The sequence below is a fragment of the Mycobacterium sp. GA-0227b genome, assembly GCF_001499855.1.
In the GTDB taxonomy this organism is placed as follows: domain Bacteria; phylum Actinomycetota; class Actinomycetes; order Mycobacteriales; family Mycobacteriaceae; genus Mycobacterium.
Genome location: NZ_LQIK01000029.1, coordinates 343,282 through 369,105 on the forward strand (window position 1 = coordinate 343,282; position 25,824 = coordinate 369,105).

Annotated in this window: 26 protein-coding genes; 17 read left to right on the forward strand and 9 right to left on the reverse strand. The window is 66.1% G+C overall.

Annotated elements, in window-relative coordinates; genetic code table 11:
• The first annotated feature begins 11 nt into the window (after window positions 1-11).
• Window positions 12-1,076: a phosphotransferase family protein gene (locus tag AU185_RS17455; protein ID WP_059100846.1), complete on the forward strand. Its 1,065-nt coding sequence runs from the start codon at window positions 12-14 to the stop codon at window positions 1,074-1,076.
• A gap of 69 nt (window positions 1,077-1,145) precedes the next feature.
• On the opposite strand, the gene AU185_RS17460 is transcribed toward AU185_RS17455, so the two are convergent.
• Window positions 1,146-1,931: a sulfite exporter TauE/SafE family protein gene (locus AU185_RS17460; protein ID WP_059100845.1), complete on the reverse strand. Its 786-nt coding sequence runs from the start codon at window positions 1,929-1,931 to the stop codon at window positions 1,146-1,148.
• Window positions 1,932-2,174: 243 nt separating this feature from the next.
• Here AU185_RS17460 and AU185_RS17465 point away from each other — a divergent pair, with 243 nt between their 5' ends.
• On the forward strand, window positions 2,175-2,678 hold the full coding sequence (locus AU185_RS17465; protein WP_172800325.1) for a 2-isopropylmalate synthase: 504 nt from the start codon (window positions 2,175-2,177) through the stop codon (window positions 2,676-2,678).
• Between the two features lie 10 nt (window positions 2,679-2,688).
• On the opposite strand, the gene AU185_RS17470 is transcribed toward AU185_RS17465, so the two are convergent.
• A complete protein-coding gene (locus AU185_RS17470; protein ID WP_059100844.1) occupies window positions 2,689-4,173 on the reverse strand; it encodes a cytochrome P450 in 1,485 nt (494 codons plus the stop codon).
• A 118-nt stretch (window positions 4,174-4,291) separates the two neighbouring features.
• Between AU185_RS17470 and AU185_RS17475 the strand changes: the two genes are divergently transcribed.
• Window positions 4,292-4,933 (forward strand): TetR/AcrR family transcriptional regulator, encoded by a 642-nt coding sequence (locus tag AU185_RS17475; protein ID WP_059100843.1) that lies wholly within the window; start codon window positions 4,292-4,294, stop codon window positions 4,931-4,933.
• A 19-nt stretch (window positions 4,934-4,952) separates the two neighbouring features.
• A complete protein-coding gene (locus AU185_RS17480; protein ID WP_059100842.1) occupies window positions 4,953-5,810 on the forward strand; it encodes an SDR family oxidoreductase in 858 nt (285 codons plus the stop codon).
• On the opposite strand, the gene AU185_RS17485 is transcribed toward AU185_RS17480, so the two are convergent.
• From AU185_RS17485 to AU185_RS17495, 3 genes are read right to left on the reverse strand one after another with little or no spacing between them, the layout of a single operon-like run.
• Complete coding sequence (locus tag AU185_RS17485) at window positions 5,807-6,985, reverse strand: AAA family ATPase (protein ID WP_059100841.1); 1,179 nt, start codon at window positions 6,983-6,985, stop codon at window positions 5,807-5,809. The genes AU185_RS17480 and AU185_RS17485 overlap by 4 nt on opposite strands.
• Before the next feature lie 4 nt (window positions 6,986-6,989).
• Entirely contained in the window at window positions 6,990-8,066 is a 1,077-nt protein-coding gene (locus AU185_RS17490) for a DNA polymerase IV (protein ID WP_059100840.1), read from the reverse strand.
• 58 nt (window positions 8,067-8,124) lie between these two features.
• A complete protein-coding gene (locus AU185_RS17495; protein WP_059100839.1) occupies window positions 8,125-8,733 on the reverse strand; it encodes a TetR/AcrR family transcriptional regulator in 609 nt (202 codons plus the stop codon).
• Between the two features lie 90 nt (window positions 8,734-8,823).
• Between AU185_RS17495 and AU185_RS17500 the strand changes: the two genes are divergently transcribed.
• The 8 genes from AU185_RS17500 (at window position 8,824) to AU185_RS17535 (ending at window position 16,367) form a co-directional block, all read left to right on the forward strand.
• Window positions 8,824-9,387 (forward strand): NAD(P)H-dependent oxidoreductase, encoded by a 564-nt coding sequence (locus AU185_RS17500; protein WP_059100838.1) that lies wholly within the window; start codon window positions 8,824-8,826, stop codon window positions 9,385-9,387.
• Window positions 9,388-9,497: 110 nt separating this feature from the next.
• Window positions 9,498-10,733 carry a nucleotide disphospho-sugar-binding domain-containing protein gene (locus AU185_RS17505; protein ID WP_059100837.1) on the forward strand — a complete coding sequence of 412 codons (1,236 nt, stop codon included), beginning with the start codon at window positions 9,498-9,500 and terminating at the stop codon, window positions 10,731-10,733.
• A 428-nt stretch (window positions 10,734-11,161) separates the two neighbouring features.
• Window positions 11,162-11,410 carry a redoxin NrdH gene (locus AU185_RS17510; protein WP_059100836.1) on the forward strand — a complete coding sequence of 83 codons (249 nt, stop codon included), beginning with the start codon at window positions 11,162-11,164 and terminating at the stop codon, window positions 11,408-11,410.
• Between the two features lie 31 nt (window positions 11,411-11,441).
• On the forward strand, window positions 11,442-11,885 hold the full coding sequence (nrdI, locus tag AU185_RS17515; RefSeq protein ID WP_059100835.1) for a class Ib ribonucleoside-diphosphate reductase assembly flavoprotein NrdI: 444 nt from the start codon (window positions 11,442-11,444) through the stop codon (window positions 11,883-11,885).
• Window positions 11,886-11,929: 44 nt separating this feature from the next.
• Window positions 11,930-14,035, forward strand: a complete 2,106-nt coding sequence (gene nrdE / locus AU185_RS17520; protein WP_172800400.1) for a class 1b ribonucleoside-diphosphate reductase subunit alpha — start codon at window positions 11,930-11,932, stop codon at window positions 14,033-14,035.
• A 477-nt stretch (window positions 14,036-14,512) separates the two neighbouring features.
• Window positions 14,513-15,316, forward strand: coding sequence for a class I SAM-dependent methyltransferase (locus AU185_RS17525; protein WP_059100833.1), 804 nt, complete (start codon window positions 14,513-14,515; stop codon window positions 15,314-15,316).
• Window positions 15,317-15,328: 12 nt separating this feature from the next.
• On the forward strand, window positions 15,329-16,003 hold the full coding sequence (locus AU185_RS17530; RefSeq protein WP_059100832.1) for a helix-turn-helix transcriptional regulator: 675 nt from the start codon (window positions 15,329-15,331) through the stop codon (window positions 16,001-16,003).
• Between the two features lie 25 nt (window positions 16,004-16,028).
• A complete protein-coding gene (locus tag AU185_RS17535) occupies window positions 16,029-16,367 on the forward strand; it encodes a cupin domain-containing protein (protein ID WP_502687779.1) in 339 nt (112 codons plus the stop codon).
• Between the two features lie 63 nt (window positions 16,368-16,430).
• Here the strand turns inward: AU185_RS17535 and AU185_RS17540 are convergent, their stop codons facing one another.
• Window positions 16,431-17,612: an NAD(P)/FAD-dependent oxidoreductase gene (locus AU185_RS17540; RefSeq protein ID WP_059100830.1), complete on the reverse strand. Its 1,182-nt coding sequence runs from the start codon at window positions 17,610-17,612 to the stop codon at window positions 16,431-16,433.
• 151 nt (window positions 17,613-17,763) lie between these two features.
• Between AU185_RS17540 and AU185_RS17545 the strand changes: the two genes are divergently transcribed.
• The 5 genes from AU185_RS17545 (at window position 17,764) to AU185_RS17565 (ending at window position 23,025) form a co-directional block, all read left to right on the forward strand.
• Window positions 17,764-18,504, forward strand: a complete 741-nt coding sequence (locus AU185_RS17545; protein WP_059100829.1) for a TetR/AcrR family transcriptional regulator — start codon at window positions 17,764-17,766, stop codon at window positions 18,502-18,504.
• 102 nt (window positions 18,505-18,606) lie between these two features.
• Entirely contained in the window at window positions 18,607-20,133 is a 1,527-nt protein-coding gene (locus AU185_RS17550; protein WP_059100828.1) for a flavin-containing monooxygenase, read from the forward strand.
• A 219-nt stretch (window positions 20,134-20,352) separates the two neighbouring features.
• A complete protein-coding gene (nrdF, locus tag AU185_RS17555; RefSeq protein WP_059100827.1) occupies window positions 20,353-21,315 on the forward strand; it encodes a class 1b ribonucleoside-diphosphate reductase subunit beta in 963 nt (320 codons plus the stop codon).
• A 901-nt stretch (window positions 21,316-22,216) separates the two neighbouring features.
• On the forward strand, window positions 22,217-22,465 hold the full coding sequence (locus AU185_RS17560; RefSeq protein WP_059101123.1) for a DUF1918 domain-containing protein: 249 nt from the start codon (window positions 22,217-22,219) through the stop codon (window positions 22,463-22,465).
• A gap of 113 nt (window positions 22,466-22,578) precedes the next feature.
• Window positions 22,579-23,025 carry a hypothetical protein gene (locus tag AU185_RS17565; RefSeq protein WP_059101122.1) on the forward strand — a complete coding sequence of 149 codons (447 nt, stop codon included), beginning with the start codon at window positions 22,579-22,581 and terminating at the stop codon, window positions 23,023-23,025.
• A 108-nt stretch (window positions 23,026-23,133) separates the two neighbouring features.
• Here the strand turns inward: AU185_RS17565 and AU185_RS17570 are convergent, their stop codons facing one another.
• The 3 genes from AU185_RS17570 to AU185_RS17580 form a co-directional block, all read right to left on the reverse strand.
• Window positions 23,134-24,177, reverse strand: coding sequence for an NAD(P)-dependent alcohol dehydrogenase (locus AU185_RS17570; protein WP_059100826.1), 1,044 nt, complete (start codon window positions 24,175-24,177; stop codon window positions 23,134-23,136).
• Window positions 24,178-24,296: 119 nt separating this feature from the next.
• Window positions 24,297-24,572, reverse strand: coding sequence for a YciI family protein (locus AU185_RS17575; RefSeq protein WP_059100825.1), 276 nt, complete (start codon window positions 24,570-24,572; stop codon window positions 24,297-24,299).
• A 10-nt stretch (window positions 24,573-24,582) separates the two neighbouring features.
• Window positions 24,583-25,698: an iron-siderophore ABC transporter substrate-binding protein gene (locus AU185_RS17580; protein WP_059100824.1), complete on the reverse strand. Its 1,116-nt coding sequence runs from the start codon at window positions 25,696-25,698 to the stop codon at window positions 24,583-24,585.
• Window positions 25,699-25,824 lie beyond the last annotated feature (126 nt).

Here is a 25,824-nt window from a genome sequence, read left to right on the forward strand (position 1 = left end):
ACGATGGCTGCATGCCCGACGACACGCATCAGCTTCCGACCCTGAGTGAGGACGACCAGGCCGCCCTGCAGAAGTGGGTCCGGCAGCAGGGCCTGGGATCGACGGTCAGCGACGTCGAACCGCTGACCGGCGGGACGCAGAACATCGTGGTGCGGCTACACGTCGACGGCAGACCCATGGTGCTGCGCAGGCCGCCGTTGCACCCGCGGCCGACGAGCGACAAGACGATGCTGCGCGAGATCGCGGCGCTGCGCACGCTGGCGGGCACGCCGGTGCCACACCCCGGCTTCATCGCCGGCTGCGAGGACCGCAGCGTCCTCGGGGTGGTGTTCTATCTGATGGAGGAGGTCGACGGCTTCAACCCGGGCGACGACATGGCGGAGGCCTACGTGCGCGACCCGGCCATGCGCCATCAGGTCGGCCTGTCGTATGCGGCGAGCCTGGCGATGCTCGGGCAGGTCGAGTGGGAGGGCCGTCCGCTGGCCGCACTCAAGCGTCCCGGCTCGTTTCTGGAGCGTCAGGTCCCGCAGTTCCTGCGGCTGCTCGAGAGCTATCGGCACGACCGCTACGACCCCGAGTCGCTGGCCGTGACGGAACTCGCCGACTGGTTGGCGTCGAACGTGCCGCCGGAGGGGCGGCCGGGCGTCATGCACGGCGACCCGCATCTGAGCAACGTGCTGCTGCGCCGCGACACGCCCGAGCTGGCGGCGTTCGTCGACTGGGAGATGTGCACAGTCGGCGACCCGCTGCTGGACCTGGGCTGGATGTTGATCTGCTGGCCGCTGGAAACCAACACAATCACCGCGGGCGCGCAGCTCGCCGCGCTCGGCGGGCTGGCCAGCCGGCGTGAGCTCCTCGCGGCCTACCTCGCTGCGGGTGGCCGCGAAACTCCAAGTCTCGATTGGTATATCGCGATGGCGTGCTTCAAGTTGGGCATCGTGATCGAGGGCACCTGGTCGCGATTTCTGGTCGGCCAGGCCAGCCGGGACGCGGGTGAGCGGTTGCACGCCAACGCCCAGAACCTCATCGACCTGGGTACCCGGGTCGTCAAGGGCGACAGCCCGTTCGAGCTCTAGTAGCCGTGGCGAGCAGTCGCGAAGTGCCCCATTTTGCGGCGTGTCGAGGGCATTTCGCGTCTGCTCGCGCTAGGAACCGTAGGCGTCGATTCCCAGCTTGACCGCCAGCGCCACGCCCGCCGCGCCGATCACCACGCGCAGTGGGCCGGCGGGTGCGTGCCGGACGACGATCGGGCCCAGCCGCGACCCGACCAGGCAGCCGAGGCCCAACACCAGCGCCGCCCACCAATGCACCGGCGCCAGCAACGCGAAGATCACGGCCGCAACGGTATTCGCCACGCCGAGGACCACGTTCTTACCCGCGTTGGCCTGGGGGAGCGACGCGGGAGCCGCGCGCAGCAGCAGCGCGAGCAGCAGCACACCGGCCGCCGCGCCGAAATAGCCGCCGTAGACACAGATCAAGAAGATCGCCGACACCTCGAACAGCACTCCGGTTCGGTGCCGCAGGTGACTGGCTACCTGTGCTTCGGTGGATATCCGGCGCGGCAGCAGGATTGCGAGCGAGGCGACGCCGAGCAGGATCGGCACGGCCTTCTCGAAACCCTCCGCGGGCGTGGAGAGCAACAGCGCGGCGCCCGCCGCGCCACCGAGCACGGCGACCGGCAGGGTGCGCCTGATCCAGCGACCCTGGCCCTCGAGTTCGGGCCGCGAGCCCAACACCGAACCGATGCCGTTGAACACCAGCGCCACAGTGTTGGTCACATTGGCCGTCACCGGCGCCAGGCCGAACAGCAGCAGGGCGGGATAAGTGGTCACCGAGGCGAGGCCGGCGATGCTGCCGGTGAGCCCGCCGAGAATGCCGGCGGCGAACAGCAGCGCCCAGTTCACCCGTGGCCCGAACAACGCTCCAGCCATGCGGATGACACATGACTGGCCGACATCAGCCACACGTTACGGCCAAGGGGCGCGTCACGAGCCATGGAGGCGAACGGAATTGTCTTTGCAGCCGTGTGCGCGTGCGTCTACGATCGGACGCGTGCCGAGGCGACTCGTAGTAGCAACCCGCAGCGGGGTCTGATTCTGACCGACCCCTCGCTGTGGGTCGTCGCTACGTAGCTTTCCCTGTCGGTCGCTTCCTTTCGAAGAAGAGATCGGCACATGACCACCTCGTTCGCAACCGAATCCGCTACCAGCGCAGCGTCGCCCACGTTCGCGGCTCACATCGACGCCCCGATGCCGCGCGGCCTGCGGGAGGAGGCCTACGCGATGTCCTTCGAATCGTTTGTCGCCGAGTATGCGCCCAGTTCAGGTCCATTGCGGCTGGGCGACTGGAGCTGCATCGACGGTGACCGCCCCGCTACCCGGCTGGGGCCTCAGGCGCGCCAGTATCAGGCGACACTGGCGATCGGCGACCGGATCTGCACGACGTCGGCGGCCGCGCCGGGCCCAGTCGCCGCGCTGACATCGATGCTCTACGACCGGGGAATCGCACTGGAGATGACCGCTTTTCACCAGATGCACGCGGGCGAACGCACGGCCACCTTCATCCGCGGCTCCGACGGTATGCGGTCCGAATGGGCGATGGGGCTGTCCGACGATCCGACACAGTCGGCACTGAGCGCCGTCATCGCCTGCGCGAACCGCCTGCTGACTGCGGCCTGATCGCCGAAGGTCAGCGCAGCGGGCGCAGCACGATGTGCATGCCGTCCTTGGGTACCGGCATGCCGCCGTAGTCCCACTCCGTCGTGTAATCCGGGCGCGGCAGTTCGAGCCGGTACTTGCGCAGCAACCGGTGCAGGATGGTCTTCACCTCGAACTGACCGAACGTCATGCCGATGCACTTGTGTGCACCGCCGCCGAACGGGCTGAACGCATAGCGGTGCTGCTTGTGTTCGTTGCGGGGCTCGGTGAAACGTTCCGGGTCGAACTTCATCGGCTCGGGGTAGAACTCCTCGAGCCGATGGTTCATGCCCGGGTAGGCGATGACGTTCGTGCCCTTCGGCAGGTAGTAGCCCAGCAGTTCGGTGTCGCGCACGGTTTGGCGCATGGCCCACTGCACCGGCGTCACCAGCCGAATCGACTCGTTCATCACCAGATCGAGCGACTCCAGCTTCTCCAGCGCCTCGATGTCGACGGGGCCGTCGCCGAGGCGGTCGGATTCGTCGCGGCAGCGGTCCTGCCACTCCGGGTGCTTGGCCAGGTGGTAGATCATCGTGGTGGCCGTCGACGTCGACGTGTCGTGCGCGGCCATCATCAGGAAAATCATGTGGTTGACGATGTCCTCGTCGGTGAAGCTGTTGCCGTGCTCGTCCTCGGTGTGGCACAGCACCGTCAGCAGGTCGGAGCCCTCCTTGCCGCGACGTTCCTTGACCCGCTCCTCGAAGTAATCCTCCAGCAGCTTGCGGGCCTGCATGCCGCGCCACCAGGTGAACGGCCGCACCGGCTTGCGGATGATCGCATTGCCCGCGCGCGTCGTGGTGGTGAACGCCTGGTTCACCTTGGTCACCAATTCCTTGTCGGAGCCGGGCTCGTGCCCCATGAACACCATCGACGCGATGTCGAGCGTCAGTTCCTTCATGGCCGGATACATGAGGAAGCGCGGGTCGTTTGCCACCCATTGCTTGGCGATGACCTGAGACACCACCTTGTCGACCTTCTCCTGATAGCCGACCAGGCGACTGCGGACGAACGCCTCCTGCATGATCCGCCGGTGGAACATGTGCTCCTCGAAGTCGAGCAGCATCAGTCCGCGATGGAAGAACGGCCCGATCACCGGTACCCAGCCCTGTTGGGAGAAGTCCTTGTTGCGGTTGGAGTAGACGGCCTGCGCGGCGTCGGGGCCCAGCGCGGCGACGGCCGGCAAGGCCGGGGAATCTCCGTAGTACAGCGGCCCGTATTTGCGGTAGACGTGCAGCAGATAGTCCGGCCCGCCGCGGAACATCTCGATCATGTGGCCGATGATCGGCAGGCCTGCGTCGCCGATGACCGGCTTCAGGTCGCTACCCGCCGGTGGCAACGCCATCGGCTTCTGCGGAAAGTCGGTGTTGAGCAGCCTGCGCTCGACCAGGCCCATGCCCGGGAAGTTGTTGAACGACGGGGTCAGCCTGCGTTTGGCTTGGTCGAGCAGGTAATCCTTGGTGTTGATGGTCGTCGTCATTGGCATGCTCCTGCGCAGAAAGACTGTGGCCGTTGTCACTCTCATCCTCATCCTGAATGGCACACTTGACGCATGTCAAGTTTTGTCCTGGCGCGCCGCGGTGCGAAGGTCTAGGGCGATGACTGCTCAACCAGCGCCGCAGGCGCGTCGCAGCCGCGGCGACCGGCAGCGCGACGCGATCATCAACGCCGTCCGGGAACTGGTTCAGGAGCGTCCGTTCGCCGACCTGTCGGTCAGCACGATCAGCGAGCGTGCCGGGGTCGCCCGGTCCGGCTTCTACTTCTATTTCGACTCCAAGTACGCGGTGCTCGCGGTGATCCTGGCCGACGCGGGGGAGATGCTCGACAGCCTCACCCACCACTTCGCTCCGCGTGAGCCGGGAGAGACGCCGGAGGCGTTCGCCAAGCGCATGGTCGGCAGCGCCGCGGCCGTATACGCCAATGACGACCCCGTGTTGACGGCGTGTGCAGTCGCTCGCAACACCGACGCCAAGATCCGCGAGATGATGGACGACTTCTACGACGGCATCATCGAGAAACTCATCACGCTGCTCGAACAAGATGTCGACGCGCGCCCGATCTCCGATGACCTGCCCGCACTCGTTCGCACCCTGGCCGCGACGACGACGATGACGCTGACCCAGGACAGCACCTTCGTGGGCCGCGGTATCGATCCGAATCGAGCGATCGACGCGCTGGAGCGACTCTGGGTTGCGGCGTTCTGGGGGAGTCCGGAACCGTCCGGCCGGCCGCAGGGCTGAACACAGTATCCTCACCGCCATGGCGCACCCCGGCTTTGCGAACAAGCGTTGTTTTCTCACCGGGGCCGCCAGCGGCATCGGCCGCGCGACCGCGTTGAAGTTGGCCGCCGAGGGCGCCGAACTCTATCTCACCGACCGCGACGCCGAGGGCCTGGAGAAGACCGTCGCCGACGCGCGCTCGCTCGGCGCCGAGGTGCCCGAGTACAGAGCTCTTGATATCTCCGACTACGACGCGGTGGCCGCGTTCGCCGCCGACATCCACTCCCGCCACCCGGCGATGGACATCGTGATGAACATCGCCGGGGTATCGGCGTGGGGCACCGTGTCCACGCTGACGCACCAGCACTGGAAGTCGATGGTCGACATCAACTTGATGGGTCCGATCCACGTCATCGAGGCGTTCGTGCCGCCGATGGTCGCGGCGGGCACCGGAGGTCAACTCGTCAACGTGTCCTCGGCGGCCGGACTGGTGGCGTTGCCATGGCACGCCGCGTACAGCGCGAGCAAGTACGGATTGCGCGGGATGTCGGAGGTGTTGCGCTTTGATCTGGCCCGACACCGGATCGGGGTTTCCGTGGTGGTGCCCGGCGCGGTGAAAACGCCGCTGGTGCAGACGGTTCAGATCGCCGGGGTGGACCGCGAGGACCCCCGGGTGAAGAGGTGGACGGACCGGTTCGGCGGCCACGCGGTGTCACCGGAACACGCCGCCGAGTGCATCCTCAAAGGCGTTCGCCGTAACCGGTTCCTGATCTACACCTCGCCCGACATCCGGGCGCTGTATCTGTTCAAGCGCACGATGTGGTGGCCGTACAGCGTCGCGATGCGCCAGGCGAACGTGTTGTTCACCAAGGCACTGCGACCGGCGGCGCGCCGCTAACGCCGACCCCAGTCCCACGGCGGAGCAGACAGCATGCCCAACCCGTCGACACGCGTCTCCCCGAGATCCTTGTACAGCGAGATCTCCACAGCATCGCCGCCGTCACCGACCGGAACGGTGTCGAGGTACTCGAGCAGGGCCTTGCTGTGGGTGACGACGACGACCTGGGTGCCTCCTGTCGCTGCACGGATCAACGACGCCAACGGACGGACCAGGTCCGGATGCAGCGAGGTCTCCGGCTCGTTGAGCACCATCAGCGACGGGGGCTGCGGGCTGAGCAGCGCGGCGGCCCACAGCAGGAATCGCAGTGTGCCGTCGGACAATTCGGCCGCCCGCAACGGTCTCAGCATGCCGCGCTGCTGCAACTGCAGATCGAACAACCCGTCGTGCACGGCCACCGACACCGAGGCGCCGTCGAAGGCGTCGGCGATGGCCCGCTGTAGGTCGTCGAAGCCGGCTTCGAGGATGGTCTGGATCGCGGCCGCCAGGTCGCTGCCGTCGTCGGACAGGACCGGGGTCCTGGTTCCGACCGTGCGCTGTCGCGACGGCGCCGCGGCGTCGACCCGGAATCCGTCGTAGAAACGCCAGTTGCGCAACCGGTCCCGCACCGCGGCGAGTTCGGGATGTGCGCCGGGATGGGCGAACTCGGCGAGCACGCTGCGGTAGGGCGGTAGCGACTGGGACAGTTTGTCGAACCCTCGCCCGGACTCCGCGCTCGCCTCCACGTATTCGCGGGTTCGGCGCACCAGCGTCGAACTGCTACGCATGACCGGACCCGCGAACACGACCTCTCGCTTGATCTCCGGATCGCGCCCGAACAGCGATCCGTGGCCCGCCATCTGCGGCAGGCCCAGGTCGACGAGGTAGCCGAAATCGTCTGATGCAAAACCCATTTCGAGTGACACCGGACCGGTCCTCGTCGTGCCCTCGACGCGTCCGGTGCGACGGGCGCCGCTGGGCTGTTCGGGACCCGCCCACAGCACCGACTCCAGGCCACCCTCGCGCGCCAGTGACCCGATCACCTCGCCGCGGCCGCAGTCGGCCAGCAGGCGCAAGGCGCGATACAGCGACGACTTACCCGTCCCGTTGGCGCCGGTGACAACGGTCAGTCCCGCCAGCGGTAGGACGATGTCGCGCAGTGACCGGTATCCGCGGATCGCGACCGTGTGCAGCATTGGTTCAGTACCCGCCTTCGGGCGGCGTCAGTTCCAGCCGCACGCCCAGCAATCGGACGGGTCGGTCGAGCTCGAACTGGCCGAGGAGATCGAGTGCGGTTCGGGTGACAATTTCGGCGTCGACCGTCGGTGCGGGTAGCTTGCGGATCTTTGTCCTGGTGTAGAAGGTCTTCGTCCGCACCGTCACGGCCACCCGGCTGACGACCCGGTTCTGCCCGACGACCTCGCTCAGGGTCTGTTGCGCGAGATCGACGACGGCGCTGTCCATTTCGGAGCGCTCGGTGAGGTCGGTGGGGAAGGTGACGACATGGCTGCGCGAGCGCGGCACCCACGGTGTGGCGCTGACGTCGGTGTCGCCGCCGCCCTTGGCGAGCAACAGGATCCACAGCCCTGTCGTGGGGCCGAAGGTCGCGGTGAGCAGCGACGCGTCGGTGGCAGCGAGATCGGCGACGGTGGTGATGCCCATGGCCGCAAGCTTTTTCGCCGTCTTCGGTCCGATACCCCAGACGGCGTCCACCGCACGGTCGCCCATCACCGCCATCCAGTTCTCGTCGGTGAGTTGATAGACGCCCGGCGCGTCGTCGGCCCCGGGCACGCGCGTCGGCTTGCCGAATCCGGTGGCCACCTTGGCGCGCTGTTTGTTGTCGCTGATGCCCACCGAACACGACAGGCCCGTCTCGGCTGCGATCACCTCGCGGATCCGCTCGGCGAACCCGAACGGGGTCTGCGAGTCGTCGAGGTCGGCGCCGATGTACGCCTCGTCCCAGCCCCACACCTCCACGGGGTGCCCGAAGTTGCGCAGCAAGTCCATCACCTCTTCGGAAGCCGCATCGTAGGCGTCCGTGTCCAACGGCAGGAACGTCGCATCCGGGCACTTGCGAGCCGCGGTGCGCAACGGCATGCCCGCGTGCACCCCGTACGCGCGGGCCGGGTACGACGCGCAAGTCACGACCTTGCGGGGCTCGTCCGGATCGCCGTTGCCGCCGACGATGATCGGCAGCCCGGCGAGCGCCGGGTTGCGGCGGATCTCGACCGCGGCCTGGAACTGGTCGAGGTCGACGTGCAGTATCCAGCGTCTCATCGGAGCCGTCTGTCCCCCTGCCATTCGGGCGGGTGGTGCCCCCACTTCGCGCAAGCGCTCATCGCCCGCACAGCTTGCACGCCAACGTTTCCCAGGCATCGGCGAGTGACTCGAGCGTCGCGCCGCGCTCGTTGAGTTCGTGGCGCACGTAGTCCGCGTCGAGCAGGGCGAGCAGCGCGGCGGCCTGCGCGTCGAGGTCGCCGGTGGTGTCGGCGGCCTGCAGCAGCACGCGGACATGCTGATGGTGCAGCGTGGCGGGCGGGCTGAACCGCATCTGGGGGTCTCGGTTGGCATCGGAGAGCAGCGCGTGGTGGCTGTTCACGAACTCCAATCGGCCGCGGCCGTAGGCCAACAGCCGCTCGAGCGGCGGAGCGCCCGGCCCCAGTGGTGGGGGCCCGAACAGGAACGCCTGTTGCTGGGCCTTCTCGTCCTCGTCGAGCAGCACGAGCATCAAGCCCGCGCGGCTGCCGAACCGGCGGAACAATGTGCCCTTGCCGACGCCGGCGGCCGTCGCGATGTCATCGGTGGTGACCGCTTCGGCGCCGCGTTCGGCGATCAGCTTTCGCGCGGCGTCGAGAATCAGCGTGCGGTTGCGAGCGGCGTCACCGCGCTCGGGAGGGGTTGGGGTGGAAACCGGCAGCGCGTTGAGGGGACGAGGCGCGGCCATGTCAGCAGTTTAGTTCAGCCGGAATGATTCGGACTGCAGTCCGGTTGTGCTGTGCGAGGATTTTCACCGTCGACCGAGGAGAACACAAAGATGTCGGACACGTCGAACGCCAAGGTGCTGGTGCTGTTGGGCAGCCTGCGGGCAGGATCGGTCAACCGGCAGCTGGTCGAGACTGCGGTCGAGACAGCTCCGGAGGGCATCCGTCTGCAGTTGTTCGACCGGCTTGCTGAACTGCCCTTCTACAACGAAGACATCGACGACGGCCAGGCGCAGGGCGGAGTGCCCGAACCGGCGGTGGCGCTGCGGCGGGCCGCGGCGGATGCGGATGCCGCGCTGGTGGTCACCCCCGAGTACAACGGCAGCATCCCGGGTGTGCTCAAGAACGCGATCGACTGGTTGTCGCGGCCTTACGGCGATAGCGCGCTCAAGGACAAGCCGCTCGCGGTCGTCGGCGCGTCGCTTGGGCGCTATGGCGGCCAGTGGGCGCACGACGAGACGCGCAAGAGTTTCGCGATCGCTGGACCGCGCGTCGTGGAGGATTTGCGGCTGTCGATACCGACCGCCACGCTCGACGGCAGGCATCCGCGGGAGGACGCGGAAGTTGTCGCCGGGCTGCGTGACATCGTCGGCAAACTGGCCGCCGAGGTCGGCTAAGGGACCGGTTGCCGAATGCGAGCTGCGCTGGCGGGTGAGCCGATAAAATTCCGGCTCAAGGGCCGGCCCCCGGAGCGGCACGGCCTCGGAGCGAAGAGGCCGGTGAAGCCGTGGCCACGATCTTGGCGTACACCTCTCCGGCCTTCGGCAATCTCTACCCGCTGCTGGCACTGCTGGTCGAAATGCGCAATCGCGGCCACCGGGTTGTGCTGCGGACGTTGTCCGAGGGAGTCGGAATCGGCGGCGCGCTGGGGCTCGAATCCTCGGCCCTCGATCCGCGCATCGAGGCGGTGGCGATGGACGACTGGACCGCTGCCAACCCGAGAGCCGCACTCAGGGCCGCGTTTCGAGCTTTCGCCGAACGCGCGGTATACGAGGTGGAGGATCTCGCCGCGTCGATCGAGTCGGTATGCCCCGATGCCACGATCATCGATTCGAACTGCTGGGGTGCACCCGCCGTCGTTGACGCGGCATCGATGCCCTGGGCATTGTTTTGGTCCTACCCGCCGATTCTGAGATCGCGGAAGGCGCCGCCCTTCGGGCCCGGCCTGCGCCCATGGCCTGGACCGCTGGGTCGGCTTCGCGATGAGGCGCTGCGCCCACTCGTCGCTGGAACATTCGACCGTGCCATGCGCGAACCGCTCAACCGCGTGTGCGCGCAGGTAGGTGCGAAATCCGTTGTGTCGGGCCAGGATCTGGTCAGCCGCGCGCCGCTCATCCTCGTCGCGACTGCCGAGCCCTTCGAATACTCGCATCCGGATTGGGACGACCGAGTTCAAATGATCGGGCCTTGTGAATTCGATGTGCCTGATGATGTCTCGTTCCTGGATGGCATCGACCGCCCGATCGTTCTGGTCGCGACTTCATCGGAGCGACAGGCCGATGCTGTTCTGCCATCGACCGCGTTGGCCGCCATGAGCACCCGACCGGTACATGTCATCGCGACGTTCCCATGTGGGGTACCCGACGGCCTGGTGATACCTGACAACGCCACCGTGCGGACCTTCGTTGCGCACGGCGCCGTGCTCGACCGGGCTGTCTGCGCCGTGACCCACGGCGGGATGGGAGTGACTCAGAAAGCACTTGCGCGAGGAGTGCCCGTGTGCGTCGTCCCGTTCGGCCGCGACCAGTTCGAAGTGGCTCGCCGCGTTGAGGTCGCGCGCTGCGGGTCCCGGCTGCCGAGCAGGAAGCTGACCGCACCGCGGCTTCGGCGCAAGATCGACGAAGCGATGACGAGGGTCGACGGCGCGCGCCGGGTCGCGGCCGGGTTCGCATCGGCGGGTGGCGTCGCGCGCGGAGCCGACCTGGTCGAGCGCCGCCTGCTCGAATTCGATCCCACGCCCTAGGCGACGCCCTTGGTCGCTTTGCTGTCCGCCCGTCATGCATATCGAGTTGTCGGTGCCGACTGCTATACCTGCCGCAGGTACACGACACACCTCCGAGTGTGACGTGCGACACGCCGAGCGAGGTGGGCCTGATGAGCTTACGACCTGGGAATTCCAAGATTGTTATTCAGAACATCTGGTATTCCTTCGCAATGTCGGACACTAGGTGTAGTGTTTCGAGCACCGACAGGCCCCCACGATTCCAAGCTCGCTGAGGGTCGGCCGGAGCCCCCGAACCCGGTCGTGTCGGCGTCAAGGCACACCGGACGGTGGCCTCGGGCGACAGGAATTTTCAGGGTCTCCGGGCTGCTGAAATTCGATGAATCTCGGCCAGATGAAAGTGTTCGACCAGTTGCCAGTCCCAGTTCGCGACAGGAGCCGTACCGCAGATGACTCAGCACTCGATCACCGTGTACACCAAGCCCGCATGCGTGCAGTGCAACGCGACCTACAAGGCGCTGGATAAGCAGGGCATCGCGTACGAGAAGGTCGACATCACCCTCGACAGCGAAGCCCGCGACTACGTGATGGCGCTCGGGTATCTGCAGGCCCCGGTCGTGGTGGTCGGCAACGAGCACTGGTCCGGATTCCGGCCCGACCGCATCAAGGCCCTCGGAGCGGTCGCGGCGACGGCTTAGGGGTATCCGACGGGCAGAAAGGGAGAGCGCGATGAGCAATCTCGTCTACTTCTCCAGCGTCTCGGAGAACACCCACCGTTTCGTCGAGAAGCTGGGCCTGCCCGCTACCCGGATCCCGCTGCATGGACGCATCGAGGTCGACGAGCCCTACGTGCTGGTGCTACCCACCTACGGGGGTGGACGCGCCACACCGGACATCAACGACGGCGGCTATGTGCCCAAGCAGGTCATCGCGTTCCTCAACAATGAACACAACCGGTCGTTGATCCGCGGCGTCATCGCCGCGGGCAACAACAACTTCGGCGCCGAGTTCGCCTACGCGGGCAATGTCGTGTCCCGCAAGTGCGGCGTTCCGTACCTGTACCGCTTCGAACTGATGGGAACCCCGGACGACGTCGACGCCGTCCGATCGGGTTTGGAAGAGTTTTGGAAGGACCAGACGTGTCACCAACCGTCACAGCTGCAGAGCCTGTAGCGCCCGCCGCGCCGGCCACGCATTCGGCTTCGGGGGCCGGCGAGATGGATTACCACGCGCTCAACGCGATGCTGAATCTGTACGACGCCGACGGCAAGATTCAGTTCGACAAGGACCGCGAGGCCGCGCACCAGTACTTCCGCGAGCACGTCAACCAGAACACGGTCTTCTTCCACGATGTCGACGAGAAACTCGACTACCTGATCAAGGAGAACTACTACGAGCGCGAGGTGCTCGACCAGTACTCGCGCAACTTCGTCAAGAGCCTGCTCGATCGCGCGTACGCCAAGAAGTTCCGGTTCCCGACGTTCGTCGGCGCGTTCAAGTACTACACCAGCTACACGCTCAAGACCTTCGACGGCAAGCGCTATCTGGAGCGGTTCGAGGACCGCGTGGTGATGGTGTCGCTCACGCTGGCCGCCGGTGACACCGCGCTGGCCGAGAAGCTGGTCGACGAGATCATGGACGGTCGTTTCCAGCCGGCCACCCCGACGTTCCTCAACTCGGGCAAGAAGCAGCGCGGCGAGCCGGTTTCGTGCTTCCTCCTTCGCATCGAGGACAACATGGAGTCGATCGGCCGCTCCATCAACTCAGCGCTGCAGTTGTCCAAGCGCGGTGGTGGAGTTGCCTTGCTGCTGAGCAACATTCGCGAACACGGGGCGCCGATCAAGAACATCGAGAACCAGAGCTCGGGCGTCATCCCGATCATGAAGCTGCTCGAGGACTCGTTCTCCTACGCCAACCAGCTCGGCGCACGCCAAGGCGCGGGTGCGGTGTACCTGCACGCGCACCACCCCGACATCTACCGCTTCCTGGACACCAAGCGGGAGAACGCCGACGAGAAGATCCGGATCAAGACGCTGAGCCTCGGCGTCGTGATCCCCGACATCACGTTCGAGCTGGCCAAGAAGAACGAGGACATGTACCTGTTCTCGCCGTATGACGTCGAACGTGTCTACGGCTTGCCGTTTGCCGACATCTCGGTCACCGAGAAGTACTACGAGATGGTCGACGACGCGCGCATCCGCAAGACCAAGATCAAGGCGCGCGAGTTCTTCCAGACGCTGGCAGAGCTGCAGTTCGAATCGGGCTACCCGTACATCATGTTCGAGGACACGGTGAACCGGGCCAACCCGATCGACGGCAAGATCACGCACTCCAACCTGTGCTCGGAGATCCTGCAGGTCTCGACGCCGTCGCTGTTCAACGAAGACCTGTCCTATGCCAAGGTGGGCAAGGACATTTCATGCAACCTCGGATCGTTGAACATCGCCAAGGCGATGGACTCGCCGGACTTCGCGCAGACCGTCGAGGTGGCGATCCGGGCGCTGACCGCGGTGTCGGATCAGACGCACATCGCATCGGTGCCGTCGATCGAGCAGGGCAACAACGACTCCCACGCAATCGGGCTCGGGCAGATGAACCTGCACGGCTACCTGGCGCGAGAGCGGATCTTCTACGGGTCCGAAGAGGGCATCGACTTCACCAACATCTACTTCTACTGCGTGCTGTACCACGCGCTGCGCGCGTCGAATCGCATTGCGATCGAACGCGGTACGCATTTCAAGGAATTCGAAAGGTCGAAGTACGCGTCGGGCGAGTTCTTCGACAAGTACACCGAGCAGGTGTGGGAGCCCAAGACCGACAAGGTCCGTCAGCTGTTCGCCGACGCCGACATCCGCATCCCGACGCAAGAGGATTGGCTACGCCTCAAGGAGTCGGTGCAGGCACACGGCATCTACAACCAGAACCTGCAGGCGGTGCCGCCGACTGGGTCGATCAGCTACATCAACCACTCGACCAGCTCGATCCACCCGATCGCCTCGAAGATCGAGATCCGTAAGGAAGGCAAGATCGGCCGCGTCTATTACCCCGCGCCGTACATGACCAACGAGAACCTGGAGTACTTCCAGGACGCCTACGAGATCGGCTACGAGAAGGTCATCGACACCTACGCCGCGGCCACCCAGCACGTGGACCAGGGGTTGAGCCTGACGCTGTTCTTCAAGGACACCGCCACCACGCGCGACGTCAACAAGGCGCAGATCTACGCCTGGCGCAAGGGCATCAAGACGCTGTACTACATCCGGCTGCGCCAAATGGCTTTGGAAGGCACCGAGGTGGATGGCTGCGTCAGCTGCATGTTGTGAGACCGCCATGCCGAGTGTCGGGTGGACACCCGCGAAATGCGGATTGATGTTGGCTGACCCGACACTCGGCGTCGACCCTCTACACCTAGCGCTGCCATCGTTTGTGAATCTGACGACGCTTTTCGGCAATTTACGTCGTCAAATTCACAAACGGCGCTGCAGCGTCGACCCTCTGCACATGTGACCGTCCGGCGTTCGCCGGGCCGCCAGTAACCGCACGCGAACCTTGCGTTCGCGCGGCAAAAATCGCCAGTCGGCAGGGCCCAAAGGTAAGCCTTGCCTCATCCAGTATCGCCGTCTACATTAACCGGAAAAGTTTCCTCTAAATAAGGAGCCGGTCATGGCGAGCGATCCTGCTCTGGGTGTACGTCATCGACACCGCGGCCAGGTACCTGCCGAGCGGAGCGCCGCCGCGGACGCCTGCGTGATATTCACCGCGATCTTCGCGCTCTCGGCTGTCGGAAGGAGACAACGAAAATGACTGGAAGAGAGAACCTTCCACTTGCCCAGCGGTCCGACGCCGATCTGCCGGGGCACTGGCTGCTGGCGAGGCTGGGGAAGCGGGTGCTGCGCCCCGGTGGTCTGGAACTGACCACCCGCCTGCTCGCCGCGGCGGGTGTCCAGGGTGCCGACGTCGTGGAACTCGGGCCCGGTTTGGGCCGTACCGCGAGCGATATCGTCGCCCTGCGGCCGCGCTCCTATGTCGGTGTCGACGACACTGCCGCCGCGACGGAGGCCGTACGCACGATCGTCGCGCCTGTCAACGGACAAGTGGTGGTGGCCAACGCCGCCGACACCGGGTTGCCCTCGGGCAGCGCCGATGTCGTGATCGGCGAGGCGATGCTGACCATGCAAGGTGACCGCGACAAGCGGGCGATCGCCGCCGAAGCATTCCGCGTGCTGCGGCCGGGCGGGCGGTACGCCATCCACGAACTGGGTCTGAAGCCGGACACCCTCCCGCAGGACACCAAAGACGAGATCCGCCGCGACATGGCGCGCGCGATCAAGGTCAACGCCCGCCCGTTGACGACGGCGGAATGGTCTGCGCTGCTGACCGATGCCGGTTTCGAGGTGGCGACGGTCGACCATGCGCCGATGGCGCTGCTCAACCCGGCGCGAGTGCTGGCCGACGAAGGGTTGGGCGGAGCGCTGCGCATCGTGGGCAACCTGATTCGGCGCCGCGCAGCCCGCAAACGCGTCATTGGAATGCGCAAGACGTTCCATCGGTACCGGCGCGCCTTGACCGCCGTTGCGGTCGTCGGCGTCGTACCGGCATCGTGACAGACTCAGAGAATGTCAGCGCCCCGCCACGACCGCGATACTCCGCCCGACCGGGCGGCAGGCCAACAGCGACAGCGTGTCCTGAACCTGTTGCGTTCGGCGACGGGACCGGTCGACGTGCAGCACGTCGCGGACACCTTGCAGATACACGTCACGACGGCCCGGTTTCACCTGAGCACGCTCGAGGGCCAGGGCTTCGTCCGGCGCAGCGGCGGTGTGCGCAACCGGGGGGCAGGCAGGCCGAGGCTGACCTACGAGATCGCGCCGCGACTGGACTACGCGGAGATCGTGTCGCTGTTCGCCGCGCACCTGGGCGGGACCGTCGAGGAACGCGAAGAGCGCGCACTGCGCATCGGTGCAGACCTCGCGCATCGCGTGCACTTGGCGCGGCCGCGCGCCGAAACCTCGGTGGGCGACCTCGTCGTGCTGACACTCAACGAGCTCGGTTTCCAGGTGCGCTCGGTGTTGACCTCGTTCGGCGAGATGACGGTACAGATCTGCACCTGCCCGCTGGCCGAGGTCGCCGCGTCGGCGCCCGAGGTAGTCCGCGGCATGCAGCAGGGGCTCATTCAGGAAGTGATCGATCTGAACGCCGACGCGATCGGTGCGCGGTACCAGGTTTCGGTGGTACCCGATGCGCGCGGTGGCTCCTGCGAGATCGGCTTGGTGTTGCGCCCGGGACCGTAAATGCCTGGGCGAGAAGGGAAAACCCGTGGCCAGTCAGACTGTCCAGTCGTTGTCGACGATGGCCGATGAACAGCTCACCTCGGCGAAGGCCGCTTCCTCCGGCCGCTCGGCGCACACCGTGTACGGCGGCCGAGGGCACATGCTGCGGCAGACCCTGCTGGCGCTGGCCGCGGGCCACGGGCTCGATGAGCACGAAAGCCCGGGCGAGGCAACGTTGTTGGTGTTGCGCGGCCGGGTCCGGCTGAACGCCGTGAGCGGCGCCGTTGACGGCATCGCGGGCGACCACATCGCGATTCCCGCGGAACGGCACAGCCTTTCGGCCCTCGAGGACTCGGCGGTCATGCTGACGGTCGTCGCCAAATAGCCGCGCCATACCGAGCCGTGGACGCGAATCTGCGAAGTCCCCGCGACAACCAGCCGTTCGGCTTCACCTGACCGTGTGCTGGGGCCCCTGTGCCTTCTTGTACAGCGCCTTGAGCATCCGGTCGCGGAACGCGGCGTTGTCGATGAGCTTGATGCCGGCATTGGCGAAGCGGGGATACCCGAGCAGCTTGTGGAAGTAGCGGCCGCGCCGGTATTCCCGACCCCAGGCCGCCTCCATCCGCTGCGCGTAGTTCGTGAAGTCGTCGGGCCCGCCATTCTGCAGCGCGGCGATCGCACATTCACCCGCGGCCAGACCCGACTCCAGTGCCTTGGAGATGCCCGCACCGGAAGCCGGCTTGCCGGCGCCCAGCGAGTCGCCGGTGAACAGCACCCCCGGACGCCACGGCGGCCATGCGGTGAAGCCCATCGGCAGGCGCCACGCTCGCACGCTCTTGTTCTTCTTGAGCTCTTCGATCGGCGGCAGTTCCCACTCAGGCGGCAACGTGCGCAGGAACTCGCCGAGGAACTGCGTCGCGTTGATCGACTGCCAGTTCTTGTAGCTGTTGACGTAGCCGAGCCCGATGTTGAACACGCCGTTGCCCATCGGGAACACCCAGCCGTAGCCCGGCAGCTGATCGCCTTCGAAAACCAGCTTCAGGTAGATGTCGAGGCTGTCGGAGTCGGGACGGTTGGCGGGCATCTCCGAGCGGATCGCGATCGCCGAGTAGCCGTTGTATTCCGAGTCGATCTTCAGCGCCCGCTTGATCGGCGAATAGGCGCCGTCGGCCGCGATCACCGCGTCGCCGTGGACCTTCTCGCCGCTCTTGAGCGTCACGCCGACCACCCGGCCGTTCTCCACGATCGGCCCCGTCACCTCCGCGCCCTGGCGCACCTCGGCGCCCGCGGACTCGGCGTGCTTGAGCAGCACCGTGTCCAAGTGGGTGCGGCTGACGGTGTGGCCGTGGTCGGGCATGCCCGGCCGACGCGGGAACGACAGCTCCCACTGGCTGGGGCTGAACACCGTGACGCGGTTGACCCGGTGGAACGTGGCGACCTCGTCGGCCAGCCCCATCTTCTGCAGGTAGCTCACCGCGCGGGCCGTCAGCCCGTCACCACACGGCTTGTCGCGGGGGAACTCGGCCTTGTCGAGGACCACTACCTTCGCGCCGGTCTGCGCGGCCTGCCACGCGGCGGCCGAACCCGAAGGCCCGCCACCCGCGATGATCAGGTCGTATCGCTGGGTCATGAATCTCGTCTCGTCGATCGGCTGTCGCAGCGATCTTACCTGCGGCGAGACCGCCTCTCTTGTCGGACGGAGTTGCCTGGCCAGCGCCCCGCGAAACACGGCGCGGCATGGTCTGAGCAGGTCAGCGCCGCTTGAGCGGTAGAGTGGCCGGGTGCGACGAGGGTCCAGGCCACGCTCGAGTGGTGAGCCGGGTGTCAAGGTGGACGCCCGCAGCGAACGCTGGCGCGAGCACCGCAAGAAGGTGCGCGCCGAAATCGTCGACGCCGCCTTCCGCGCCATCGACCGCCTCGGCCCCAACGTCAGCGTGCGGGAAATCGCTGAGGAGGCCGGCACCGCCAAACCCAAGATCTACCGGCACTTCACCGACAAGTCCGACATGTTCGCCGAGATCGGCCAGCGCATGCGGGACATGCTGTGGGCGGCGATCATTCCGTCGATCGACGTGGAGAAAGACTCGGCCCGCCAGATCGTCGGTCGCGGCGTCGCGCACTACGTCGAACTCGTCGACCGCCACCCGAACGTCGTGCGCTTTCTTCTGCAGGGCCGGTTCGCCGACCAGTCGGCGGCAGCGATGACGACCGTCAACAAGGGCAGCGAGATCACCCTGGCCATCGCCGACATGATCAGCGCGGAACTGAAGGATCTGGCGCCCGAACCCGCCGCCTTCGAGCTGGCCGCGTTCGCGATCTTCGGCACCGCCGCCTCAGCCACGGACTGGTGGCTGGGTGCCGACGATGATCGCCCCCGCCGGATGCCAGCCGATGAGTTCGTCGCGCACATGACGACGATCATGGTGGGCGCCATCAACGGCACGGCCGAGCTGCTCGGCATCAAGATCGAACCCGACCAGCCCATTCACACCGCAGTCCGCAAGCAGCAGCCCGTCGCCTGACGGCGCGTTGACACCTTCCGGCCGAGGCCGGAGACTGGGCTCAAGTATCCGGTACCGGCGTTCCCAGGAACGGGCCACATCGAAGATTGGGGAGACCCGACCATGACCGTTGCCGAGCAGACGGCCGACGACATCACCGTCCGACAACCTGTGCACACCCGCGCCCTGATCATCGGCACCGGCTTCAGCGGCCTCGGTATGGCTATCGCGTTGCAGCGTCAGAACGTCGACTTCCTGATGCTGGAGAAGGCCGACGAAATCGGCGGCACGTGGCGCGACAACACCTATCCGGGGTGTGCTTGCGACATCCCGTCGCACATGTACTCGTTCTCCTTCGAGCCGAAGCCGGACTGGAAGCACATGTGGTCGTTCCAGCCGGAGATCTTTGACTACCTCAAGGGTGTCACCGACAAGTACGGCCTGCGCCGCTACATCCGCTTCGGTTCACACGTCGACCGTGCGCACTGGGACGACGACGAGAACCGCTGGCACGTCTTCACCAAGGACGGGCGCGAGTTCATCGCGCAGTTCGTGATCTCCGGCGCTGGCGGTCTGCACATTCCGTTGGTGCCGGAGTTTCCCGGCCTCGACGAATTCACCGGCGCCGCTTTCCATTCCGCGGAGTGGGACCACAGCGTCGATCTCACCGGCAAGCGAGTCGCGGTGATCGGCACCGGCGCCAGCGCGATCCAGATCGTGCCCGAGATCGTCAAGGACGTCGCCGAGTTGCACCTGTATCAGCGCACACCCGCGTGGGTGATGCCACGGCCCAACAACCCGATCCCCGAGTGGATGCGCAATTTGTTCGCCACCGTGCCGGGCACCCGGGCGCTGATGCGCGCGGGTATCTACTGGGCCCACGAGGGCGTCGGCTTCGCGATGACCAAACAGCCCCGCCTGCTGAAAATCGGTGAGCTGATGGGCAAGTGGAACATCCGCCGGTCGGTCAAGGACAAGGAACTGCGCCGCAAGCTGACGCCCAACTACCGCGCCGGCTGTAAGCGGATCCTGAACTCCGACACCTACTACGTCGGTGTCGCGAACCCGAAGACCGAGGTGATCACCGACGGCATCGCGCGGTTCACCCCGACCGGAATCGTCACCGCCGACGGGGCGGAACGCGAGGTCGACGTCGTCGTGTTCGCGACGGGTTTTCACGTCACCGACTCCTATACCTATGTCCACATCAAGGGCCCACGTGGCGAGGATCTCGTCGACCGGTGGAACCGGGAGGGCATCGCGGCCCTGCGCGGCATCACCGTCGCCGAAATGCCGAACTTGTTCTTCCTGCTCGGCCCGAACACCGCACTCGGTCACAACTCCGTGGTGTTCATGATCGAGTCGCAGATCCGCTACGCCGCCCATGCGATCGCGGCGGTCGACCGTGCCGGCGCGCAGGCGCTGGCCCCGACGCGCGAGGCGCAGGACCGCTACAACGAGGAGTTGCAGGGCGAGCTGGCTGGCACCGTGTGGAGCACCGGAGGTTGCCAGAGCTGGTACCTCGACGAGCACGGCGTGAACCGGACGTTGTGGAGCGGCATGACGTGGCAGTACTGGTTGGCCACCCGCAAATTCGACCCGTCGGAATACCGGTTCTTCGGCGCACCTCGCGCGGATTCGGCGGCCTGATTCGGTACCGATTTCTCACGTGGGTCGTAAACAGGGCCAAGATAGAACCCTGGGCGCAGAATTCGCCGAAGTTGCCGGCGACACGGTGAGATCAACATGTTGGGTTGGCACGAGATGTCCGACCCCAGGGGTAGTGTCGCAATTGGGAAACAGAACCGTTTAGGGCGGCTGCAGACCATCCAAAGACCCAGGGGAAACGAGGTTGTCGTGAGTGATGGCATGAAGCTGATTGACCGCGTTTCGGCGATCAACTGGAACCGTCTCCAGGATGAGAAGGACGCCGAGGTGTGGGATCGGCTGACGGGCAACTTCTGGTTGCCGGAGAAGGTTCCGGTGTCCAACGACATCCCGTCGTGGAACACGCTCAACGACAACGAGAAGCAGTTGACGATGCGGGTGTTCACGGGCCTGACGTTGCTCGACACCATCCAGGGCACGGTCGGGGCGGTCAGCCTGATCCCGGACGCGCTGACCCCGCACGAGGAGGCGGTCTACACCAACATCGCGTTCATGGAGTCGGTGCACGCGCGCAGCTACAGCAACATCTTCTCCACGCTGTGTTCGACCGCCGAGATCGATGACGCATTCCGCTGGTCGGAGGAGAACCCGAACCTCCAGCGCAAGGCCGAGATCGTCATGCAGTACTACAAGGGCGACGAGCCGCTGAAGCGCAAGGTGGCCTCCACGCTGCTGGAGAGCTTCCTGTTCTACTCCGGCTTCTACCTGCCGATGTACTGGAGCAGCCGGGCCAAGCTGACCAACACCGCCGACATGATCCGGTTGATCATCCGCGACGAGGCCGTGCACGGCTACTACATCGGCTACAAGTACCAGCGCGGGCTGGCCATGGAGGACGCCGCCAAGCAGCAGGAGCTCAAGGACTACACCTACGAGCTGCTGTTCGAGCTCTACGACAACGAGGTCGAATACACCCAGGACCTATACGACAGTGTCGGGCTGACCGAGGACGTCAAGAAGTTCCTGCGCTACAACGCCAACAAGGCGTTGATGAACCTGGGCTACGAGGCGCTGTTCCCGCGCGACGAGACCGACGTCAACCCGGCGATCCTGTCCGCGCTGGCGCCGAACGCCGACGAGAACCACGACTTCTTCTCCGGCTCGGGGTCGTCGTATGTGATCGGCAAGGCCGTCGTCACCGAAGACGAGGACTGGGACTTCTAGAGCCGCAGTTCAGGAGGCTGTCGGCGGGAGCGCTGCTGGTACTACTGTCCAGCGGTACTTTTCCCACCGCGTCTTGTCGGGTTAGCTGAGGCGAGCTCGAAATATAGGGAAACACCTGATTCCATTCCGCCGTCTCGCGCGCAAACTTGGTGTTGTGGGCGGGCCCCGGCTGGGGCGGACCGGCTCAGCTTCAAGATCAAAAGCGGGGCATGCCAAACGATTCGAACCCCGGCGTGGCCGCGTTGCCGTGGCAGCAACAGCCGTCGGGGCGGCTCCAGCGACGAGCGCAACACCCCTGACGTGAACGACAGAAGGCAGGGCTGGACATGTTGAGACGATTGCTGATGATCGGGGCCGCCGCAGCCTCGATCGGTGTCGGCGGTTACGTGGGTATGGGTGCCGCGTCGGCTGACCCTGCCGTGTGTGGGGTGCCGGGGACGCCGCCGTGTGCGCCGTCGCTGAGTCCCCAGCAGCAGTGCGCACTGGTCGCATGGCGGACCTGGACACCGTGCAACTGGGTAGGTGTACAGGTTCCGATCGGTACACCGGGCAGCGTCGGCTGAGGACGCGCCGGAGGACCTCAGTCAACGGACGGGTGTTCGGTTGCGAGCGTCTCATCATCGTCGCCGACGGAGTGACACCCTAACCAGCGACGCTCGGATCGCCGCCTTCCCGGTTCACTGACTTCGCGGTCGTACGTCATCGGCGACGGGGAATTTCTGTACCCGCTGCTGCGCCGCGCAGAGGTGCCTTGCGACGGCTGCGCGCGATCGCCAGCGCGTTTCGGCCAACCGCTCTTTCGCCTCGCACGGCTGCCACACCCTGTCCCAAGATGACGAGGCGAGATTGTCTACGCCCGGGAGACGCGCAGAATGGAACAGGAGCGCAGGAGGAGCTGGTGATGAAGGCAAACGTAGGCGATTGGTTGGTGATCAAGGGCAGGACGACAGAGCTTTCGGAGCAGCGGGGGCTTATTACGGAGGTGCACTCGGCGGACGGGTCGCCGCCGTACGTGGTGCGCTGGGTCGCGACCGGCCATGTCGCGACGGTGGTTCCCGGTCCTGACGCAATTGTTCTGAAAGCAGAGGAGCAGGAAGCTGCGGACGAGCGGGCACAGAACCGGGCCGCGCACCGCGCCGCCGACGAGTAGGTGCTGCGGTCAGCAGACACTGAAGTTTCAGATCGCGGGAAACCGGCCTGTCATGATCGCCACCATGAGACCATTCCCGGCTGAAGGTGATGGCGGGTGACGTGGAGACGGGCATGATTCGGCGGGCAGTTACGGCTTTGGGTGCGGCAGTCCTGGGCGCGGTGGTGCTGGCACCGCCGGCGGCAGCGGATCCGGGGCAGCAGGTGCTGCTCGACTCCGGCGCGGTGCGGTGTTTGCTGAGCGCGGATGAAGTGGCGTTCGGCGGCGGACCGATGACGGTATGCGCGCTGACGAACGGACAGCCGTGGGGGATGGCGCCTCCCGAGACGTCCAAATGGAATCAGCGGCTGAACCTCGCCGTCGTGCGGGGGACCGGCGAGTTCTATTGGGACCGAGGCCTTATCGCCGATCCGGTGGACGCACCCGTATCCGTGGACGGCGGGCAGGCGTACCAGGTCAACGGTTGGACCGTCCAGCCGGAGGGGCTGCGCACGCGGATCACCTACGACAGCACCGGCCACGGCATCTTCATCAACGCGGTCGAGATCCGCGGGTTCTGAACGTCTGAGCAGGATCGAAACTGCAGCGAGATCGCAACTTTCGCGGAAATCGCGATCTCGCCGCAGTTTCGGCGAATCAAGCCCGCAGTGACTCCGTGCTTTGGGTCGTCACCGCAGTGACTCGGTGTCGATCACGAACCGGTACCGCACATCGCTGGCCAACACCCGCTCGTACGCCTCGTTGATGTAATCCGGTGTGATGACCTCGATCTCCGGCAGCACACCGTGCTGGGCGCAGAAGTCCAGCATCTCCTGCGTCTCGGCGATGCCGCCGATCAACGAGCCGGCGATGCGGCGGCGGCCGAAGATCAGCGCGCCAGCGGGCACCGACATCGGGTTCTCCGGCATCCCCAGCTCCACCAGCGTCCCGTCGAGTTTGAGCAATCCGAGATAGCCGGCCAGATCGAGGTTGGCCGACACGGTGTTCAGTATCAGGTCGAACGATCCCCGCAGTTTGGTGAAGGTCTCGGGATCAGAGGTGGCGTAGTACTCGTCTGCGCCGAGACGCAGCCCGTCCTCCATCTTCTTCAGTGACTGGCTCAGCACCGTCACGTGCGCGCCCATCGCGTGCGCAAGCTTGACGCCCATGTGGCCCAGCCCGCCGAGCCCGACGATCGCCACCCGGGTGCCCGGACCCGCATTCCAGTGTCGCAGAGGCGAATACAGCGTGATGCCCGCGCACAGCAGCGGCGCGGCAGCGTCCAGCGGCAGGCCGTCGGGAATGCGCAACACATAGTTCTCATCCACCACGATGGCGCCGCTGTAGCCGCCCTGCGTCGGCTCACCGTCGCGACCGACAGCGTTGTAAGTGCCGACCATGCCCTTGGCGCAGTACTGCTCCTCGCCGGCGCGGCACTGCGCACATTCGCGGCAGGAGTCGACGAAGCAGCCCACGCCGACCCGGTCGCCCACCGCGAAGTTGGTGACCTCGGCACCGACCTCGGTGACGATGCCTGCGATCTCGTGCCCGGGCACCAGCGGATAACTCGCCCGGCCCCACTCGTCGCGGACGGTGTGGATGTCGGAGTGACAGATGCCTGAGAAATGGATGTCGAACGCCACGTCGCGCGGCCCGACCTCGCGGCGGGTGATCGTGATTTGGGCGAGCGGTTCGGTCGCCGACGGTGCGGCATATGCGGTAACAGTGCTCATAACGGCCTTCTTCTGCTTCGAGTGACTATCGAGAAAACCGCCGCTGACGGTGCGGCGGGCCCACCACGACAACGGCTGGCCGCACCGCGATCATTCCGGGTCGAGCTGTGAGATCCGCCCTACAGTCCCGGCGCGCGGAACGCGCCGTTGAACGACAGCCGTTCATAGCTGGCGACGGCGGCCAGCGTGTACGGGTCGCGGGCGATGACGTCTTGGGCCGCATCGGCATCGATGTCGCCGGTGATCAGAACGGCGCCGGACTCGTCCTCCCGGCGGCCGGCCAGCACGATCCGGCCCGCGCTGACCTCGTTCTCGAGCCATTCGAGGTGAGCTGGCCTGGTCTGGTTGACGACGTCGGGCGGCTGCAGATAGGTCGACTTCAAGACGTGGAACACGGCTCGAACGCTAGTTGATCGGGGCGTTGAGCCACCGCAGGTCGGCGAGGATCCCCCGGGCGGCGACGATGCCCTGCCCGGTCTGCCACACCTCGTTGTTGACCGCGAACACCCGCCCGTCGCGCATGGCGCCGAGTCTCTTCCATGCGTCGCTCTCCAGCACCTCCGGCGCGCGCTCGCGAGCCGCGTCGGACTCGAACGACAGGTAGACGATGTCACCGTCGGCGATGGACAGATCGGGATTGTCGGCCAGGTCCCTGTCGCTGATCCCCACCTCGATGTAGGGCCTGTCGGTGAAGCGTTGCGTCACAGGGCGATCGACGCCGACGTCGGAGAGCACGCTGCCCGGGAACGTGTCGGCGCCGTACACCCGCATCGTGGTGTCGGTGAACTGCACGACCGACGCCTGAAAATGCGTGGCGTCGTTGTCGGCACCGGTCCTGTCGGCGGCGCGGTGAAATCCCTCGACCAGACCGTTGGCTGCGTCCTGGCGACCGGTCGCCGCGCCCACCGTGCGCAGGTTGTCCTGCCACGCCGGCCCGGGTGGCCCGGTGAACACCGTCGGCGCGATGTCCGACAGTGCGCCGAACGCCTCGGGAGTCAACGCCTGCGAACCGAGGATCAGCTCGGGCGCCGCGGCCCGGATGGCGTCCATATCGGGGGCGCTGCGGGTGCCGACGCCGGGTACATCGTGAATGACCTGCCCGAGGTACGACGGTTGGCTGTCCGAACCGTCGGGCAACGCGGCCGCCACCACCCGCGACTGCAGCCCGAGGGCGCACAGCGCATCGAGTTGGTCACCGGAGAGCACCACGATGCGCTGCGGGTCGGCGGGTACCCGGGTCTCGCCCGCCGCGTGCCGCACCATCCGGTCCGGCGGCCCCGGATCCACCGGCGTGGGTTCGGGTGCGCACGACTCGTCCGGCCTGCGCTCGTTGCCCAGCACTCCGGCGCCGGCGATTTTCGTCGTACTCGTCACGATTGACCGCGTTGCGCCGGTGCGGGACTCATCGCCGCCGGGGGAGCCGCAACCACTGATCACAGTCATGGCGACTGCGGTGGCGATCGCCGCCAGCCCCAGCGTCCGGCCCGCCAAAAGACCCCTCCGCGGTCCGCTGATCAGCACGTCGCCGACGGTAACATCCGGCCAGCTCCCGGGCTGTGAGCCGACGGGAGTGAGCCAATACGACACTTTGTAGGACCGCCCCCGACTCGCGCGTGAGACGGCAGCTAGGATTCATCGAGAAAACCG